Annotated in this window: 16 protein-coding genes; 9 read left to right on the top strand and 7 right to left on the bottom strand. The window is 59.2% G+C overall.

Annotation, left to right across the window (positions count from 1 at the left end; translation table 11 throughout):
• The first annotated feature begins 32 nt into the window (after positions 1 to 32).
• Positions 33 to 1,217 carry a thiolase family protein gene (locus ACIOVB_RS21045; RefSeq protein WP_401271000.1) on the top strand — a complete coding sequence of 395 codons (1,185 nt, stop codon included), beginning with the start codon at positions 33 to 35 and terminating at the stop codon, positions 1,215 to 1,217.
• Positions 1,218 to 1,329: 112 nt separating this feature from the next.
• Here the strand turns inward: ACIOVB_RS21045 and ACIOVB_RS21040 are convergent, their stop codons facing one another.
• The gene (locus ACIOVB_RS21040) at positions 1,330 to 1,524 is read right to left on the bottom strand and encodes a DUF6316 family protein (protein ID WP_401270999.1); all 195 of its coding nucleotides are present in this window, start codon (positions 1,522 to 1,524) and stop codon (positions 1,330 to 1,332) included.
• A 212-nt stretch (positions 1,525 to 1,736) separates the two neighbouring features.
• Between ACIOVB_RS21040 and ACIOVB_RS21035 the strand changes: the two genes are divergently transcribed.
• The gene (locus ACIOVB_RS21035) at positions 1,737 to 2,690 is read left to right on the top strand and encodes a DMT family transporter (protein ID WP_401270997.1); all 954 of its coding nucleotides are present in this window, start codon (positions 1,737 to 1,739) and stop codon (positions 2,688 to 2,690) included.
• An 87-nt stretch (positions 2,691 to 2,777) separates the two neighbouring features.
• Here ACIOVB_RS21035 and ACIOVB_RS21030 read toward each other — a convergent pair whose 3' ends face one another.
• Entirely contained in the window at positions 2,778 to 4,172 is a 1,395-nt protein-coding gene (locus ACIOVB_RS21030; protein WP_187677741.1) for a class II fumarate hydratase, read from the bottom strand.
• 193 nt (positions 4,173 to 4,365) lie between these two features.
• Here ACIOVB_RS21030 and ACIOVB_RS21025 point away from each other — a divergent pair, with 193 nt between their 5' ends.
• From ACIOVB_RS21025 to ACIOVB_RS20995, 7 genes are all read left to right on the top strand, one after another.
• Positions 4,366 to 4,887: a DUF2059 domain-containing protein gene (locus ACIOVB_RS21025; RefSeq protein WP_095189242.1), complete on the top strand. Its 522-nt coding sequence runs from the start codon at positions 4,366 to 4,368 to the stop codon at positions 4,885 to 4,887.
• A 12-nt stretch (positions 4,888 to 4,899) separates the two neighbouring features.
• Positions 4,900 to 5,199: a BolA family transcriptional regulator gene (locus ACIOVB_RS21020; RefSeq protein ID WP_064391455.1), complete on the top strand. Its 300-nt coding sequence runs from the start codon at positions 4,900 to 4,902 to the stop codon at positions 5,197 to 5,199.
• Positions 5,200 to 5,350: 151 nt separating this feature from the next.
• Complete coding sequence (locus ACIOVB_RS21015; RefSeq protein WP_401270996.1) at positions 5,351 to 6,292, top strand: rhodanese-related sulfurtransferase; 942 nt, start codon at positions 5,351 to 5,353, stop codon at positions 6,290 to 6,292.
• Positions 6,293 to 6,327: 35 nt separating this feature from the next.
• Positions 6,328 to 6,930, top strand: coding sequence for a DsbA family protein (locus ACIOVB_RS21010; protein ID WP_401271018.1), 603 nt, complete (start codon positions 6,328 to 6,330; stop codon positions 6,928 to 6,930).
• The gene (locus ACIOVB_RS21005) at positions 6,923 to 8,749 is read left to right on the top strand and encodes an ABC transporter ATP-binding protein (protein ID WP_401270994.1); all 1,827 of its coding nucleotides are present in this window, start codon (positions 6,923 to 6,925) and stop codon (positions 8,747 to 8,749) included. The genes ACIOVB_RS21010 and ACIOVB_RS21005 overlap by 8 nt, the downstream gene beginning before the upstream one ends.
• A gap of 201 nt (positions 8,750 to 8,950) precedes the next feature.
• On the top strand, positions 8,951 to 11,410 hold the full coding sequence (locus ACIOVB_RS21000; RefSeq protein ID WP_401270992.1) for an EAL domain-containing protein: 2,460 nt from the start codon (positions 8,951 to 8,953) through the stop codon (positions 11,408 to 11,410).
• 79 nt (positions 11,411 to 11,489) lie between these two features.
• Positions 11,490 to 12,251: a TenA family transcriptional regulator gene (locus ACIOVB_RS20995; RefSeq protein WP_401270990.1), complete on the top strand. Its 762-nt coding sequence runs from the start codon at positions 11,490 to 11,492 to the stop codon at positions 12,249 to 12,251.
• A gap of 62 nt (positions 12,252 to 12,313) precedes the next feature.
• Here ACIOVB_RS20995 and ACIOVB_RS20990 read toward each other — a convergent pair whose 3' ends face one another.
• From ACIOVB_RS20990 to ACIOVB_RS20970, 5 genes are all read right to left on the bottom strand, one after another.
• Complete coding sequence (locus tag ACIOVB_RS20990; protein WP_401270988.1) at positions 12,314 to 13,240, bottom strand: GGDEF domain-containing protein; 927 nt, start codon at positions 13,238 to 13,240, stop codon at positions 12,314 to 12,316.
• 361 nt (positions 13,241 to 13,601) lie between these two features.
• Positions 13,602 to 14,342, bottom strand: coding sequence for a YciK family oxidoreductase (locus tag ACIOVB_RS20985; RefSeq protein WP_126365301.1), 741 nt, complete (start codon positions 14,340 to 14,342; stop codon positions 13,602 to 13,604).
• A gap of 74 nt (positions 14,343 to 14,416) precedes the next feature.
• Positions 14,417 to 15,088, bottom strand: coding sequence for an N-acetylmuramic acid 6-phosphate phosphatase MupP (mupP, locus tag ACIOVB_RS20980; RefSeq protein ID WP_401270985.1), 672 nt, complete (start codon positions 15,086 to 15,088; stop codon positions 14,417 to 14,419).
• A gap of 4 nt (positions 15,089 to 15,092) precedes the next feature.
• Positions 15,093 to 15,791: a bifunctional 2-polyprenyl-6-hydroxyphenol methylase/3-demethylubiquinol 3-O-methyltransferase UbiG gene (ubiG, locus tag ACIOVB_RS20975; protein WP_093435309.1), complete on the bottom strand. Its 699-nt coding sequence runs from the start codon at positions 15,789 to 15,791 to the stop codon at positions 15,093 to 15,095.
• Between the two features lie 58 nt (positions 15,792 to 15,849).
• Positions 15,850 to 17,184, bottom strand: a complete 1,335-nt coding sequence (locus tag ACIOVB_RS20970; protein ID WP_401271016.1) for a TRZ/ATZ family hydrolase — start codon at positions 17,182 to 17,184, stop codon at positions 15,850 to 15,852.
• Positions 17,185 to 17,217: the final 33 nt, after the last annotated feature.

Raw genomic sequence — 17,217 nt, 5'->3', positions numbered from 1 at the left:
ACTCTCAACCGACAACAACAATGAGGTATGCCATGCGTGAAGTGGTGATCGTCGACAGCGTACGAACCGGGCTGGCCAAGTCCTTTCGCGGCAAGTTCAACCAGACCCGTCCCGATGACATGGCAGCGCATTGCGTCAATGCACTGCTTGAGCGCAACGACATCGACCCGGCCAGCGTCGAGGATTGCATCGTCGGTGCCGGTTCCAACGAGGGCGCGCAGGGCTACAACATCGGCCGCAACGTCGCGGTGCTCTCGCAATTGGGCACCGGCGTCGCCGGGATGACCCTCAACCGTTTCTGTTCTTCCGGTTTGCAGGCGATTGCGATCGCCGCCAACCAGATCGCTTCGGGTTGCAGCGACATCATCGTCGCCGGCGGCGTCGAGTCGATCAGCCTGACCCTGAAAAGCGTCAACACCGATCACTTGATCAACCCGTTGCTCAAGCAGCAGACACCGGGCATCTACTACACGATGGGCCAGACCGCTGAAGTGGTGGCACGGCGTTATGGCGTCAGCCGCGAAGCCCAGGATCGCTATTCGCTGCAAAGTCAGCTGCGCACGGCGCAGGCGCAGGCGGCTGGGTTGTTTGATGATGAAATCGTGCCGATGGCGGTGAAGTACCGGGTCGAGGACAAGAACAGCGGCGAAGTGCAGATCCTCGATGGCATCGTCGAGCGCGACGACTGCAACCGTCCGGACACCACTTACGAAAGCCTCGCCGGATTGAAGCCGGTGTTTGCTGACGACGGTTCGGTAACGGCGGGCAACTCGTCGCAACTGTCCGACGGTGCATCGATGACCTTGGTCATGAGCCTGGAAAAGGCCCTGCAACTGGGGCTCAAGCCGAAAGCGTTTTTCCGTGGTTTCACCGTCGCCGGTTGCGAGCCGGACGAGATGGGCATCGGCCCGGTGTTCTCTGTGCCGAAACTGCTCAAGGCCAGGGGCCTGCAAGTGGCGGACATCGATTTGTGGGAACTGAACGAGGCCTTTGCTTCGCAGTGCCTGTACGCCCGGGATCGGCTGGAGATCGACAATGACAAATACAACGTCAATGGCGGGTCGATTTCCATTGGCCACCCGTTCGGCATGACCGGGTCGCGGCAGGTCGGGCATCTGGTGAGAGAGTTGCAGCGGCGCAATCTGCGTTACGGCGTCGTCACGATGTGCGTGGGCGGCGGGATGGGTGCTACGGGGTTGTTTGAGGCTGTGCGCTAGGCTCCAAAGAGTTTGTTGTTCGTTCTAGCGCTTTCGCGAGCAGGCTCGCTCCCACATTTGGAATGCATTTCAACTGTGGGAGCGAGCCTGCTCGCGAAGGAAGCACCGCAGTTTATCTGTTGGAATCCATAACCTGCATCCGCGCGATATAAGCTTTTATCCCCCGCTCGGCGCTCTCGTGACTGTCGAAAGGCCCTTCCAGGGTGTTTTCCCGAGTGCTGAAAAACAATTCGCCATTCACCCGGCATACGCGGTCGCTGCGAAACTGTGTGGCGGGGGCAGGGTCTTGGGCGCGCATGCCTAACATGACGGGTCTCCTGACGTGCATTGATTGCGAGTGGATCCAATGAGCTTATGCCTGAAGCACTTACCTTGCCTGCCCAGCCGATCAACGGCGCCTCGTCAATTTAATGCTGCGACCTGCACAGTTTCATTCGCGGCGTGTCTCCAACTGTCTCTGTGTCGCGTTCGGCACTGCGCCTAGAATGACGGCTCTTGTCAGCAGCCGTTGGGGTTCGCATGCACATTTCATCGGGGCGCTGGGTATATGGCTTGTGCCTGGCGCTGCTGACCGCATTTTTGTGGGGCATCCTGCCGATCAAACTCAAACAGGTACTGCTGGTGATGGACCCTGTCACCGTGACCTGGTTTCGCTTGCTGGTGTCCGGCGGCTGCCTGTTCATTTATCTGGCGGCGACCAAAAGCCTGCCGAGTCGTAAAGTGCTCGGCCCCAAGGGCGGATGGCTGGTGCTGATGGCGGTGCTTGGCCTGGTCGGTAACTACGTTTTGTACCTGATGGGCCTCAATCTGCTCAGCCCCGGCACTGCGCAACTGGTGGTGCAGATGGGGCCGATCATGTTGCTGATCGCCAGCCTGTTCGTGTTCAAGGAGCGATTCAGTATCGGTCAGGGCGTCGGTCTGGCAGTGTTGCTGATCGGTTTTGTGTTGTTCTTCAATCAGCGTCTCGCGGAGTTGCTGACTTCGCTGTCGGATTACACCGCCGGGGTGTTGCTGGTGTTATTGGCGTCGACGGTCTGGACCTTCTATGCGCTGGGCCAGAAGCAATTGCTGACGGTGTGGAATTCGCTGCAGGTGATGATGGTGATCTACCTGTTTTGCGCGCTGTTGCTGACGCCCTGGGTGCATCCGCTCGAAGCGCTGCAATTGAGTCCGCTGCAAGGCTGGCTGCTGCTGGCATGCTGCATGAATACGCTGATCGCTTATGGCGCGTTCGCCGAAGCGCTGGCGCATTGGGAGGCATCGCGGGTCAGTGCGACGTTGGCGATAACGCCGTTGGTGACGTTCGGGGCAGTGGCGATTGCGGCGTGGATATGGCCGGACTATGTGCATGCCGAGCAGATCAACGGCCTGGGTTATGGCGGGGCGGTACTGGTGGTGTTGGGCTCGGCGCTGGTGGCGCTGGGGCCTTCGTTGATCGCCGGGCTGAAGGCGCGGCGGCTGCGCATGGCTTGAAGATCAAAGGATCGCAGCGTGCCGCAGCTCCTACATTTGGAATGCGTTTCCCTGTAGGAGCTGCGGCACGCTGCGATCTTTTTGCTGTTAGCCCTTGGCCCCGGCCTCGATCATGTTCTCCGGCCGCACCCACGCATCGAATTGTTCATCGGTCAGATAACCCAACTCAAGCGCCGCCTCACGCAAAGTCTTTCCTTCGCTGTAAGCCTTCTTGGCGATTTCCGCCGACTTGTCGTAACCGATGTGCGGATTCAACGCCGTCACCAGCATCAGCCCACGTTCCAGATGTTTGGCCATGACTTCGGCATCCGGTTCGAGCCCGGCAATGCAGTGCTGCTGGAAGTTGCTGCAGCCATCGCCGAGCAGGCGGATCGATTGCAGCAGATTGTGGATGATCACCGGTTTGAACACGTTCAACTGCAAGTGGCCCTGGCTCGCGGCAATGCCGATCGTCACGTCGTTGCCCAGCACCTGGCAGGCGAGCATCGATAACGCTTCGCACTGGGTAGGGTTGACCTTGCCGGGCATGATCGAACTGCCCGGTTCGTTGGCTGGCAGCCTCACTTCAGCGAAGCCTGCGCGTGGACCGGAACCGAGCAGACGCAGGTCATTGGCGATTTTCATCAGTGCCACGGCGAGGGTTTTCAAGGCGCCGGACAGGCTGGTCAGCGGCTCGTGCCCGGCCAGCGCCGCGAACTTGTTCGGTGCGGTGACGAAGGGCAAACCGGACAATGCCGCCAGTTCTGCGGCAATGGCCTCGCCAAAACCGTGCGGTGAGTTCAGCCCGGTGCCGACGGCGGTGCCGCCTTGTGCCAGTTCACAGACCGCCGGCAGCGCCGCGCGGATCGCTCGTTCGGCGTAATCCAGTTGCGCGATGAAGCCGGACAGTTCCTGGCCGAAGGTGATTGGCGTCGCATCCATCATGTGCGTGCGGCCGGTTTTCACCAGCTTCATGTGCCGCGCGGCAAGTTCGGCCAAGCCGCCGGACAGCTCGGCGATCGCTGGCAGCAGTTGTTCCTGTACAGCTTTCGCTGTGGCGATGCTCATGGCGGTGGGGAAGCAGTCGTTGGAGCTTTGCGAGCGGTTGACGTGGTCGTTCGGGTGTACCGGGATTTTGCCGCCGCGCGGGTTGCCGGCCAGTTCATTGGCGCGACCGGCGATCACTTCGTTGACGTTCATGTTGCTCTGGGTGCCGCTGCCGGTCTGCCAGACCACCAGCGGGAACTGATCGTCGTGCTGGCCGTCGAGCACTTCGTCGGCGGCTTGTTCGATCAGGCGCGCGATGTCGGCGGGCAGGTCGCCATTACGGTCGTTGACCCGGGCGGCGGCTTTCTTGATCAGGGCCAGAGCGTGCAGCACCGGCAGTGGCATGCGCTCCTGGCCAATGGCGAAGTTGATCAGCGAGCGTTGCGTCTGAGCACCCCAGTAGGCGTCGTCCGGGACTTCGATCTGGCCCAGGCTGTCGGTTTCGATACGGCTCATCGTGCACACTCCTGTTGGTCTGTTTGCGCTGATTAGGCCGGCGTCGGCCCAGGTGGTTCCATCAATCCGATTGTTGACCGGTAAAACCCCGCCAATCAAGCGCGGCAAGGCGCGGGGGTTGAGCCATAGCGTTTTTTAGGCGCAGAATGGTCGCCCTTGGGGTTTTACCTCGTTAGCTAGAAAAGGAAACTCGATGACTCGTCTTCGTGCCATCTGTACCGCGGTTGCACTGGTTTGCGCCAGCGGCCAGGTGCTTGCCGATACCGCCAGCCACAACGCCAGTGCCGAAGCTTTCCTGACCCTGGCGCACGCTGACAAACTGGGCACTCCGGTGTACATGCAAGTGCAGCAAATGTTCGCCCAGCGTTTTGAACAGACCAAGGCCCCGGAATCCAAGAAAGCCACGCTGGAAACCTACCAGGCCAAAGCCAACGCCGCCCTGGATCAGGCCATTGGCTGGAACAAGCTGAAGCCTGACATGGTCAAGCTCTACACCAGCAACTTCAGCGAATCCGAGCTCAAAGACCTGGTCGCTTTCTACAAGTCGCCACTGGGCAAGAAAGTCCTGGAAAAAATGCCGCAGCTGACCCAGCAATCGGCCCAGATGACCCAGGCCAAGCTGGAAAGCGCCGTTCCTGTCGTTAACAAGTTGCTCGAAGACATGACCAACGAGCTGGCACCGAAAGGCGCTGCTCCGGCCAAGAAAAAGCCATAAGCGGAGTTCGTGATGACCATGCAACAACGCATCGAATCGACGCTGGCCCTGCTTCAGCCTGAGCATCTGCAAGTGCTGGATGAAAGCCACATGCACAGTCGCGGGTTGCAAACCCACTACAAGGCTGTGGTGGTCAGCGCGCAGTTCGACGGCCTGAACCGGGTCAAGCGCCACCAGAAAGTCTATGGCACGCTCGGCGAGCTGATGGGCGAGTTTCATGCGTTGGCGCTGCACACCTACACCCCGCAGGAATGGGCAGAGATCGGCGCCGCCCCGGCGTCGCCGACCTGTGCCGGCGGTAGCAAACATTAAGATCAAAAGATCGCAGCCTGCGGCAGCTCCTACAGGTGGCTGCCGCAGAGGGTGATGTTTTTGCTAGAATCCGCAACGCGCCGCTCACCCGGCGCGTTTTTTTTCGTATCCGGTTCACCCTTTGCGAGGGTAGCCACCTGGAGAAATACCCATGACACAACCGATTGTCGTGGCGGCACTGTATAAGTTCGTCACCCTCGAAGATTACGTCAACCTGCGCGAGCCACTGCTGCAAGCGATGGTCGACAATGCCATCAAAGGCACCCTGCTGATCGCCGAAGAAGGCATCAACGGCACGGTTTCCGGCACGCGCGAAGGCATCGACGGCCTGCTCGCCTGGCTCAAGAACGATCCGCGCATGATCGACATCGATCACAAGGAATCGTACTGCGACGAGCAGCCGTTCTACCGCACCAAGGTCAAGCTCAAGAAAGAGATCGTCACCCTCGGTGTCGAAGGCGTCGACCCGAACAAGAAGGTCGGCACCTACGTTGATCCGCAAGACTGGAACGCGTTGATCAGCGACCCTGAAGTGCTGTTGATCGATACCCGCAACGATTACGAAGTGTCGATCGGCACCTTCGAAGGCGCCATCGATCCGAAAACCACCAGTTTTCGCGAATTCCCCGACTACATCAAAGAACACTTCGATCCGGCCGTGCACAAGAAGGTCGCGATGTTCTGCACGGGCGGCATTCGCTGCGAGAAGGCCTCGAGCTACATGCTGGGCGAGGGTTTCGAAGAGGTTTATCACCTCAAGGGCGGCATTCTGAAGTACCTCGAAGAGGTGCCGCAGCAAGAAACCAAGTGGCAGGGCGACTGCTTTGTGTTCGACAACCGTGTGACCGTGCGACACGACCTCAGCGAAGGCGACTACGATCAATGTCATGCCTGCCGCACACCGGTCAGCGTTGAGGATCGTGCCTCCGAGCATTACGTGGCCGGCGTCAGTTGCCCGCACTGCTGGGACACCCTGAGCGAGAAAACCCGCCGCAGCGCCATCGATCGGCAGAAGCAGATTGAACTGGCCAAGGCCCGCAACCAGCCGCACCCGATCGGCTACAACTATAAGCAAGCATCCACCGAGGCTTAACCATGTCTGCGCGCCTGCTCTATGTAATGGACCCGATGTGTTCCTGGTGCTGGGGGTTCGCTCCGGTGGCCAAGGCACTGGTCGAACAGGCGCAGGCAGCCGGGGTCGAGTTGCATCTTGTCGTTGGCGGATTGCGCACGGGCAGCGGTGCGGCGCTGGAGCCGACCACCCGACGCTACATTCTTGAACACTGGCAGGCCGTCACCGAGGCCACTGGCCAGCCGTTCAAGTTCGACGGCGCGCTGCCCGATGGTTTTGTCTACGACACCGAGCCTGCTTGCCGGGCGATTGTCACGGCACGTAGCCTGGCGCCGGATTGCGCGTGGACACTGGTCGAACTGATCCAGCAGGCGTTTTACGCTGAAGGTCGCGATGTCACCCAGGCCAGCGTGCTGGTCGAACTGGCAGAGCAGGCCGGTGTGCCGCGTATCGAATTTGCCGCGTTGTTCGATCATGCCGATCAACACAAAGCGACTCAGGCTGATTTCAGTTGGGTGCAGGATCTGGGCATCGCCGGTTTCCCGACCTTGCTCGCCGAACGCAACGGCCAACTGGCGTTGCTGACCAACGGTTATCAACCGCTCAGCGAATTGTCGCCACTGCTCGGTCGTTGGCTGGAGCGCGCAGCCTGTGCCTGACCGAGCCGATGACACGCCAGCCGTAAAGCGTGTCGACCGGCTGAGCTGGGCAGAAGTCCGGCGACTGGCACTCCATCACAAAAAATCCCTGTGGATCGCCAACGGCGTGGCTGTGCTGGCGACGCTGTGCAGCGTGCCGATTCCGTTGCTGCTGCCATTGCTGGTGGACGAAGTCCTGCTCGGTCACGGCGACGCCGCGCTGAAAATCATGAACCATGTACTGCCGAGCATGTGGCAGCAAGCAGCGGGTTATATCGGCTTGATGCTGGTGCTCACCCTGACTCTGCGTTGCAGCGCGTTGTGCTTTGGTGTGTTGCAGTCGCGCCTGTTCGCCCGGCTGGCCAAGGACATCGTCTATCGCATTCGCGTGCGCCTGATCGAACGGCTCAAACGCATTTCCCTCGGCGAATACGAGAGTCTCGGCAGCGGCACGGTGACCACGCACCTGGTCACCGATCTGGATACCCTCGACAAGTTTGTCGGTGAAACCCTAAGCCGTTTTCTGGTGGCGATGCTGACGCTGGTCGGCACCGCGAGCATCCTGATGTGGATGCACTGGAAACTGGCGCTGCTGATTCTGCTGTTCAATCCGCTGGTGATCTACGCCACGGTGCAGTTGGGCAAACGGGTCAAACACCTCAAGAGACTGGAGAACGACAGTACGGCGCGCTTCACTCAGGCGCTGAGCGAAACCCTCGATTCCATCCAGGAAGTGCGCGCGGGCAACCGTCAGGGTTACTTCCTTGGCCGGCTCGGCCTGCGAGCGCAAGAGGTGCGTAACTACGCGGTCAACTCGCAGTGGAAAACCGACGCCTCCAATCGCGCCAGCGGGCTGCTGTTCCAGTTCGGCATCGATATTTTCCGCGCAGCGGCGATGCTCACAGTGTTGTTCTCTGACCTGTCGATCGGCCAGATGCTCGCGGTATTCAGTTACCTGTGGTTCATGATCGGTCCCGTGGAGCAACTGCTGAATCTGCAATACGCCTACTACGCGGCCGGCGGCGCGCTGGCACGGATCAATGAATTGCTGGCCCGGGCTGATGAGCCGCAATATCCGGGTGGTGTTGATCCGTTCAAGGGCCGCGACACCGTGGGCATTCAGGTGCAAGGCCTGAGCTTCGGTTACAGCGATGAACTGGTGCTGAATCAGCTCAACCTGTCCATCGCCCCGGGGGAGAAAGTGGCGATTGTCGGCGCCAGCGGCGGCGGCAAAAGTACCCTGGTGCAATTGCTGCTTGGGTTGTACACGCCGCTGGCCGGCACCATCCGTTTCGGCGGTTCGACCCAGCAGGAAATCGGGCTGGAGACCGTTCGGGAAAACGTTGCGGTGGTATTGCAACACCCTGCGCTGTTCAACGATACCGTGCGCGCCAACCTGACCATGGGCCGCACGCGCAGTGACGAAGCCTGCTGGCAGGCACTGGAAATCTCTCAGCTCGAACCCACCATCCGCGCCTTGCCGGATGGCCTGGACAGCATCGTCGGGCGTTCCGGCGTGCGCTTGTCCGGCGGTCAGCGCCAGCGTCTGGCGATTGCACGGATGATCCTCGCCGAGCCGAAAGTGGTAATCCTTGACGAAGCCACCTCAGCCCTTGATGCCGCCACCGAATACAACCTGCATCAGGCCATGGCGCGGTTCCTCAATGGTCGCACCACGCTGATCATCGCCCACCGCTTGTCGGCGGTGAAGCAAGCGGATCGGGTTTTGGTGTTCGACGGCGGGCAAGTGGCCGAAGACGGCGATCATCAGCAGTTGATTGCCGACGGCGGGCTGTACGCCAAACTCTACGGTCACTTGCAACAAATCCAGCGCCCTTGAGTTTTGTCCGCGTTTCTGTGCTTAGTGCTTGAATTGCTTCGAATAAAAACACCCGGATTACCTCCCCGTACAGCCAGGTTGCATGATCGGCATCGAGGACGGCACAGCTGTCCCTTGGACATGTCGAAAATTAGCCTAGGCTGAGCTGTCAGGAGCGGTATTTTCCGGTGCTCATCTGGCAGTGCTTGCGCAAGGGATCTCATGAAGCAAAAGCGGACTCTCGGAACGCCACGGTTGTTGGGCATCGTCTGGCCATTTATTGCCGTCGTGTTGTTTCAGGCGTTGTTGGGCGGGGTGAGTCTTTACGTGCTCTCGGCCGTTCGCGGTTACGTGGCGGGGGAAAGTCTCTGGTCCAAGGGCCAGAAAGACGCCATTTACTACCTCAATCTGTACGCCGACAGTCGTGACGAGGCGATTTTTCTCAAATACCAAAGTGCGATTGCCGTGCCCCAGGGCGGTCATCAGTTGCGCGTGGCGCTGGACCGTCAGCCGCCGGATCTGCAATCGGCGCGTGACGGCATTCTCAAGGGCGGCAACCATCCTGACGACGTCTCCAGCGTGATCTGGCTGTACCTCAACTTCCGTCACTTCAGTTACCTGGAAACCGCTATTGATCGCTGGACGGTCGGTGATGCTTATCTGATCGAACTTCATGACGTGGCGCGCGAGATGCATCAACGTATCGTCGACAATGCTGCTACCGAGGCTGATATCCAGCGCTGGAAGGCGCGGATCTTTGCGATCAACGATGGCGTGACCCCGGCCGCGAAAGCGTTCAGCGATGCCCTGGGCGAAGGCTCGCGGATGATCCTGCGGCTGCTGCTGTTCACCAACCTTGCCACGGCGCTTGGGCTGATCGTGCTGGCCTTGTGGCGTACCCACAAATTGCTCAAGCAGCGCCATGCCTTTGCCGAGGCGTTGCAGATGGAAAAAGATCGTGCGCATGTGACGTTGCAATCAATTGGTGATGGCGTCATCACCACCGACGTGACCGGCGCCATTGACTACATGAACCCCGCCGCTGAAGCCATGACCCACTGGAAGGCCGAGCAGGCCGCCGGTTTGCCCTTGGCGGCGCTGTTCAATTTGCTCGACGACAACGCCCAGGCCGAAGGCCTGACCCTGATCGAGCACATTCTCAGCGGCCAGCTCAGCGGCGGCAGCGAGCACTCCAAGCTGATTCAGCGCCTGGATGGCAGCACGCTTTCGGTGACGCTGGTCGGAGCGCCGATCCGCAATGCCGGCAAGGTCAGTGGCACGGTGCTGGTGCTGCACGACATGACCCAGGAGCGGCAATACATCGCCAATCTTTCCTGGCAGGCCACCCATGATGCGCTGACCGGGCTGGCGAATCGTCGTGAGTTTGAATATCGCCTGGAGCAGGCGCTGCACAACCTCACGCGCCAGTCCGGGCGGCATGCGCTGATGTTCCTGGATCTGGATCAGTTCAAACTGGTCAACGATACCTGCGGCCATGCTGCGGGCGATGAGCTGTTGCGGCACATCTGCACCTTGCTGCAATCGGGGCTGCGCGAAGGCGATACGCTGGCGCGGCTTGGCGGTGACGAATTTGGCATTCTGCTGGAAAACTGCGCGCCGGAAGCGGCGGAGAAGATCGCCGAGGCACTGCGCCAGACCGTGCAGAACCTGCACTTTGTCTGGAAAGGGCGGCCATTCCTGACCACGGTGAGTATAGGTCTGGTGCATGTTGCACAAAACCCGACGACGCTTGAAGCCTCGCTGCGTGCTGCCGATATGGCCTGCTACATGGCCAAGGAAAAAGGCCGCAACAGGGTCCAGGTTTACCACCCTGACGACTCCGAACTCTCACTGCGCTTTGGTGAAATGGCCTGGGTGCAACGTTTGCATATGGCGCTGGAAGAGAATCGCTTCTGCCTTTATGCCCAGGAAATCGCGCCGTTGAAACAGGGTGGCGGCGACAGAGGACACATTGAAATCCTGCTGCGTCTGCACGATGAAGCCGGTCGGATGATTCTGCCGAACAGTTTTATTCCTGCCGCCGAACGCTATGGCTTGATGAGTCAACTGGATCGTTGGGTAGTGCAAAACGTATTCAAGGTTATTGCTCAATGTATTGCGCAAGAACATGAAGGGCCATTAGCGATGTGTGCGATTAATCTGTCAGGCATTACTATAGGCGATGACGCGTTTTTGCACTTTCTGCGCGAACAGTTTGTTAACTATTCGATACCGCCTGAAATGATTTGTTTTGAAATTACTGAAACCAGTGCAATTTCAAACTTGGGCAGTGCAATTAGATTTATTAATGAACTCAAAGGCTTAGGTTGTTATTTTTCGTTAGATGACTTTTGTGCCGGAATGTCTTCATTCGCTTATCTGAAACATTTGCCTGTAGACTTCCTGAAGATCGACGGGAGTTTCGTAAAGGATATGCTGGACGATCCGATTAACCGCGCAATGGTCGAAGTGATCAATCACATCGGGCATGTCATGGGTAAGCAGACAATTGCCGAGTTTGTTGAAACAACCCAGATCGAGCAGGCACTGCTTGAAATTGGTGTGGATTACGCTCAGGGTTACGTTATCGAACGCCCGCAATTGTTTACCTGCGACAGTTTGCAAAGTCGGCCCGCCAGGCCGCAGCCGCTGTTATTCAAAGCGCCTGGCACGTTCCGTTGAAGTCTCTCGCCGATCCTTACAATCACAAATCAAAAGGAGCCGAACAGTGATCGACACATTCAACCGAACCGGACCACTCATGGAAGCTGCAAGTTATCCTGCCTGGGCACAACAGCTCATTGAGGATTGCAGCGAGAGCAAGCGCCGGGTTGTCGAACATGAACTTTACCTGCGCATGCGTGATAACAAACTCAGCGCCAAAACCATGCGCCAGTACCTGATCGGGGGCTGGCCGGTAGTTGAGCAGTTCGCGTTGTACATGGCGCAGAACCTGACCAAAACCAAATTCGCCCGTCACCCCGGTGAAGACATGGCGCGGCGTTGGCTGATGCGCAACATTCGCGTTGAACTCAATCACGCCGACTACTGGGTGCACTGGAGTCGCGCACACGGTGTGAGTCTGGAAGATCTCCAGGCCCAGCACGTACCGCCTGAGTTGCATGCCTTGAGTCATTGGTGCTGGCACACCAGCTCCGCCGACTCACTGATTGTGGCCATTGCCGCCACCAACTATGCCATCGAGGGTGCGACCGGGGAGTGGTCGGCGGTCGTCTGTTCTACCGGGGTGTACGCCGCAGCGTTCCCCGAAGAAGACCGCAAGCGTGCGATGAAATGGCTGAAAATGCATGCCCAGTATGACGATGCTCATCCGTGGGAAGCGCTGGAAATCATCTGCACCCTGGCGGGCATGAACCCGAGCAAGGCCTTGCAGGCCGAGTTGCGCCAAGCGATCTGCAAGAGCTACGACTACATGTACCTGTTCCTGGAGCGGTGCATGCAGCTTGAGACTTCCGAGCGTTTGCTGGTAACCCGTGAGCGCAGGACTGTGGTCGAGAGCTGAACCTGACAACACTGCGCAAAAAAATGTGGGAGCGAGCCTGCTCCCACATTGATTTTTGAAACTCAGCCCGCCATCGCCAATCGATTCCGCCCCTCGCGCTTGGCCACGTACAGCGCGCTGTCAGCGCGGCGCAACAGGCTTTCTGCCGACTCACCTGGCAGCAGGGTCGAGCAGCCCAGGCTGACCGTCAGCTCTATCAACTTTCCATCGGCGTAATACTCCGCCGCCTGCGCCGCATAACGCAGACGCTCGCCAACCATCGCCGCCGCTTCCCGGCTGGTATTGGACAGCAGGATCAGAAACTCTTCCCCGCCATAGCGAAACACCATGTCGACGTTGCGCAACTGACCCTTGATCGACGCGGCCACGGCTTTAAGCACGTCATCGCCAGTGCTGTGACCATGACTGTCGTTGACCCGTTTGAAGTGGTCGATGTCCAGCATCAACACCGACAACGGCTGCAGGTGTCGGCGGGACATCTCGATCTCGCGTTGCAGTGTCTGCTCCATCGCGATGCGGTTGCCGGCGCCGGTCAGTGGATCGCGCAGGGCGCTTTGGGTGGCGGCGCGGTACAGCAGAGCGTTGCGCATCGGATACAGCAGTGACGACAGCAGCGATTCTAGATTGCCCTGTTCCTGCTCGTTGAAACGTTGGTTGCGGCGAAACATCAGTTCGCCCATATGCTCACCTTCGTGGCTCAAGGTGTAGCTGACCGAATGATGGCCGCGAGCGCCGAACTCCAGGCGCAGGTCACTGCCTTGGTGCACGTAACTCAAGGCATCCAGCGGCACGAGACGCTGAATTTCACGGAAAAACAGACCGAGGATGCGTTGTGGTTCAAGACTGGTTTGCAGTTGCAGGCTCAGTTGCTGGCGCAATTGCGCGAGACTGGCGGGCCGCTCCAGAAGAGGCGGCTGCTGACCGAAACCCAGGCGTTGCAATTTGGCACTGTCAAAGTCAATTGCATTGGTCTGGGAAGGTGATTTCATATGGCGTGAGCCCCTAAGCAGTAAGTCTGTCTTACAGGCTGGGTGAGAGCGGCTTTGGGCTGCGTGTCGTACTGATCCATCAGTCCCGTAGGACATTTGGCGTAAGTCTAGTCTGCCTGATGACGATTAGTAAGCTATCGAACCAGGCCTTGCCCCATTGCCTTCACACGGCATGCTTTGAGGAAATTTAGAGCGAAAGTCGTGCCATTCAGTTCGTTTTTATTTAACCCGTTATGAATCAAAGGGTTGAACGTAAATGAGAGAGAGCGGTGCTGGATATTTGACTATATTGTGACGGCTAATTGCGTTAAATGACTGCCGCGACGGGAATCCGCCACGGCAACAAATGCGACGTATGGCATTACTGCGCGTTGAATGCCTGGCCGTTGATCCCGGTGCTGTCCGGACCCATCAGGTAGAGGTAGACCGGCATGATCTCCTCCGGCGTCGGGTTGTTCAGCGGGTTTTCCCCCGGATAAGCCTGCGCACGCATGCTGGTGCGAGTACCGCCCGGGTTGATGCTGTTGGAGCGTACCGGTGCAACGCCCTCGACTTCGTCGGCCAAGGTCTGCATCAGGCCTTCGGTGGCGAACTTCGACACACCGTAAGCGCCCCAGTAAGCGCGACCCTTGCGTCCGACGCTGCTGGAGGTGAACACCACCGAAGCATCCTGCGACAGCTTGAGCAGCGGCAACAACGTGCTGGTCAGCATGAACATCGCATTGACGTTGACCTGCATGACGCGCATGAAGTTTTCGCCCGACAGCTGTTCGATCGGCGTGCGCGGGCCAATGATCGAGGCGTTGTGCAGCAGGCCGTCGAGGTGGCCGAACTCGGTCTCGATCATCGCTGCCAGCTCATCGTACTGATGGGGCAGGGCGGTCTCGAGGTTGAAGGGAATCACTGCCGGTTGCGGATGGCCCGCAGCTTCGATCTCGTCGTAGACCTGTGTCAGATTGGCTTCTGTCTTGCCCAGCAGCAGGACTGTCGCGCCGTGAGCCGCGTAGGTTTTCGCGGCAGCCGCGCCGATACCGCGACCGGCGCCGGTGACCAGAATGACCCGATCCTTGAGCAATTCGGGACGAGCGGAGTAATCAAACATAAACACCTCATCAACAGTCAGATCGTTCCCATGCGCAGCAAAGGAATGCAGCCAATGACGCTCTGCGTCAGGTCTCAGCAGCTGCAAAGCGCGCTATCAAGCACCTTGCGCAACTCCAGCGGATGATCCACCACCACATCCGCACCCCAATGCCGCGGGTTGTCGTCCGGGTGAATGTAGCCATAGGTCACTGCGGCCGTTTTGGTCCCGGCATCACGCCCCGACTCGATATCGCGCAGATCATCGCCCACAAACAGAACCGTCGACGGATCCAGATCAAGCATCTTGCACGCAAGGATCAACGGCTCCGGATCCGGCTTGCTCTTCGTCACGTGATCCGGGCAGATCAACAATGCCGAGCGCTCGGCCAGCCCCAGCTGTTGCATGATCGGCTCGGCGAAGCGCAATGGCTTATTGGTGACCACGCCCCAGATCAGGTTTGCTTTTTCAATGTCGGCCAGCAGTTCTTCCATGCCGTCGAACAGCTTGCTGTGCACCGCGCAGCCGACGAGGTAGCGCTCAAGGAACTCCAGGCGCAACTCCTCGAACCCAGGCGATTCCGGATCCATCGAAAACGTCACCGCGACCATGGCTTTGGCACCGCCGGAAATCTCGTCGCGGATGTGCTTGTCGTTGATCGGCGGCAAACCACGATCCGCGCGCATCGCCTGGCAGATGGCGATGAAATCCGGCGCGGTGTCGAGCAGGGTGCCGTCCATGTCGAAAAGAACTGCTCTGATGGCCATCGGCTTACTCCTCGCGCAGGGTCTGGATCATGTAGTTGACGTCAACGTCGCTGGCCAGTTTGTAGTGCTTGGTCAGCGGGTTGTAGGTCAGGCCGATGATGTCCTTGACGGTCAGGCCGGCCATGCGACTCCAGGCGCCCAGCTCGGATGGACGAATGAATTTCTTGAAGTCGTGGGTGCCGCGCGGCAACAGCTTCATGATGTATTCGGCGCCGATGATGGCGAACAGGTAGGCCTTCGGGTTGCGGTTGATGGTCGAGAAGAACACTTGGCCGCCCGGCTTGACCATGCGGAAGCAGGCACGGATGACCGAAGAAGGGTCCGGTACGTGCTCAAGCATTTCCAGGCAGGTCACCACGTCGAACTGCTCAGGCATCTCTTCGGCCAGGGCTTCGGCGGTGATCTGGCGGTACTCGACGCTGACGCCGGATTCCAACTGATGCAGTTGCGCAACTGCCAGTGGCGCTTCGCCCATGTCGATACCCATCACGGTGGCACCACGTTGCGCCATGGCTTCGCTCAAGATGCCGCCACCGCAGCCAACGTCGAGGACTTTCTTGCCGGCCAGATTGACCCGTTCGTCAATCCAGTTGACCCGCAGCGGGTTAATGTCGTGCAGCGGTTTGAATTCGCTTTCGCGATCCCACCAACGATGGGCCAGGGCTTCGAATTTGGCGATTTCAGCGTGGTCGACGTTGCTCATGTTCAATTCCTCGAAAAACTTGAAAAAGGCTGTAGCCCAGGCGTGTGTGCCGGGAGATTTACGATTCGGTATGGCCACTGATGCGCTGGCCCCAGGCTCGCGCAGTAGCGCCAAGCTGTTCTTCATCCATGCGGGTCAGGCGCCGGTCGTCAAGCAATTGTTTGCCGGCGACCCACAGGTGTTTCACGCAATCGCGACCGGTGGCGTATATAAGCTGTGAAACCGGGTCGTACACCGGTTGCTGCGCCAGGCCAGACAGGTCGAAGGCGACAATGTCCGCGGCTTTGCCGATTTCCAGCGAGCCCGTTTCGCTTTCGATCCCCAAGGCGCGTGCACCGTTCAGTGTGGCCATGCGCAGGGCGCGATGGGCGTCGAGCGCGGTAGCCGAGCCGGCGACGGCTTTGGCCAGCAAGGCAGCGGTGCGGGTCTCGCCGAGCAGATCGAGATCATTGTTGCTGGCCGCGCCATCAGTGCCGACCGCAACGTTGACCCCGGCTTGCCACAGACGCTCGACGGGACAGAAGCCGCTGGCGAGTTTCAGGTTCGATTCCGGGCAATGGATGATGTTGGTGTTGCTTTCTACCAGCAACGCCAGGTCTTCATCGCTGATCTGGGTCATGTGCACGGCCTGGAAGCGCGGGCCGAGCAGGCCCAGACGGCCGAGGCGGGCGAGTGGCCGTTCGCCGTGCTGTTCAACCGCTTGCTGCACTTCGAAGGCGGTTTCGTGGACGTGCATGTGGATCGACGCGTCCAGCTCCTCGGCAATCACGCGGATTTTCTCAAGGTTCTCGTCGCCGACGGTGTAGGGTGCATGAGGGCCGAAGGTGATCTTGATCCGTTCGTGATGCTTCAGATCGCCGAACAACTCGACGCCCTGACGAATGGCCTCATCCGCGTTGCTGGCGCCAGGAATCGGGAAGTCGAGGATCGGAATGGCGATCTGTGCGCGGATGCCGCTGTTGTGCACGCGCTCGCTGGCAACTTTCGGGAAGAAGTACATGTCCGAAAAGCAGGTGATGCCGCCCTTGATCTGCTCGGCGATTGCGAGGTCGGTGCCATCACGGACGAAGTCTTCATCGACCCATTTGGCTTCGGCCGGCCAAATGTGGTTTTCCAGCCAGGTCATCAGCGGCAGATCATCGGCCAGGCCGCGGAACAACGTCATTGCGGCGTGGCCATGGGCGTTGATCAGACCGGGGCTGAGCAGAACATCCGGCAATTCGCGCACTTGCGTGGCATTACACTTCAACGCTTCGGCGCGTGGGCCGATAAACACGATGCGACCGTCGCGGATGCCCAGGCCATGCTCCTTGAGCACAACGCCTGCGGGTTCGACGGGTACCAGCCAGGTCGGCAGCAATAATAAGTCGAGCGCAATGGCAGGTTTCGGCATCGAGGGTCGGTTCCAGTGCTTTTGTAAAGGATG

The organism is Pseudomonas sp. NPDC087639 (assembly GCF_044743385.1).
Taxonomy (GTDB): domain Bacteria; phylum Pseudomonadota; class Gammaproteobacteria; order Pseudomonadales; family Pseudomonadaceae; genus Aquipseudomonas.
This window is presented reverse-complemented; position numbering and strand designations above follow the sequence as displayed.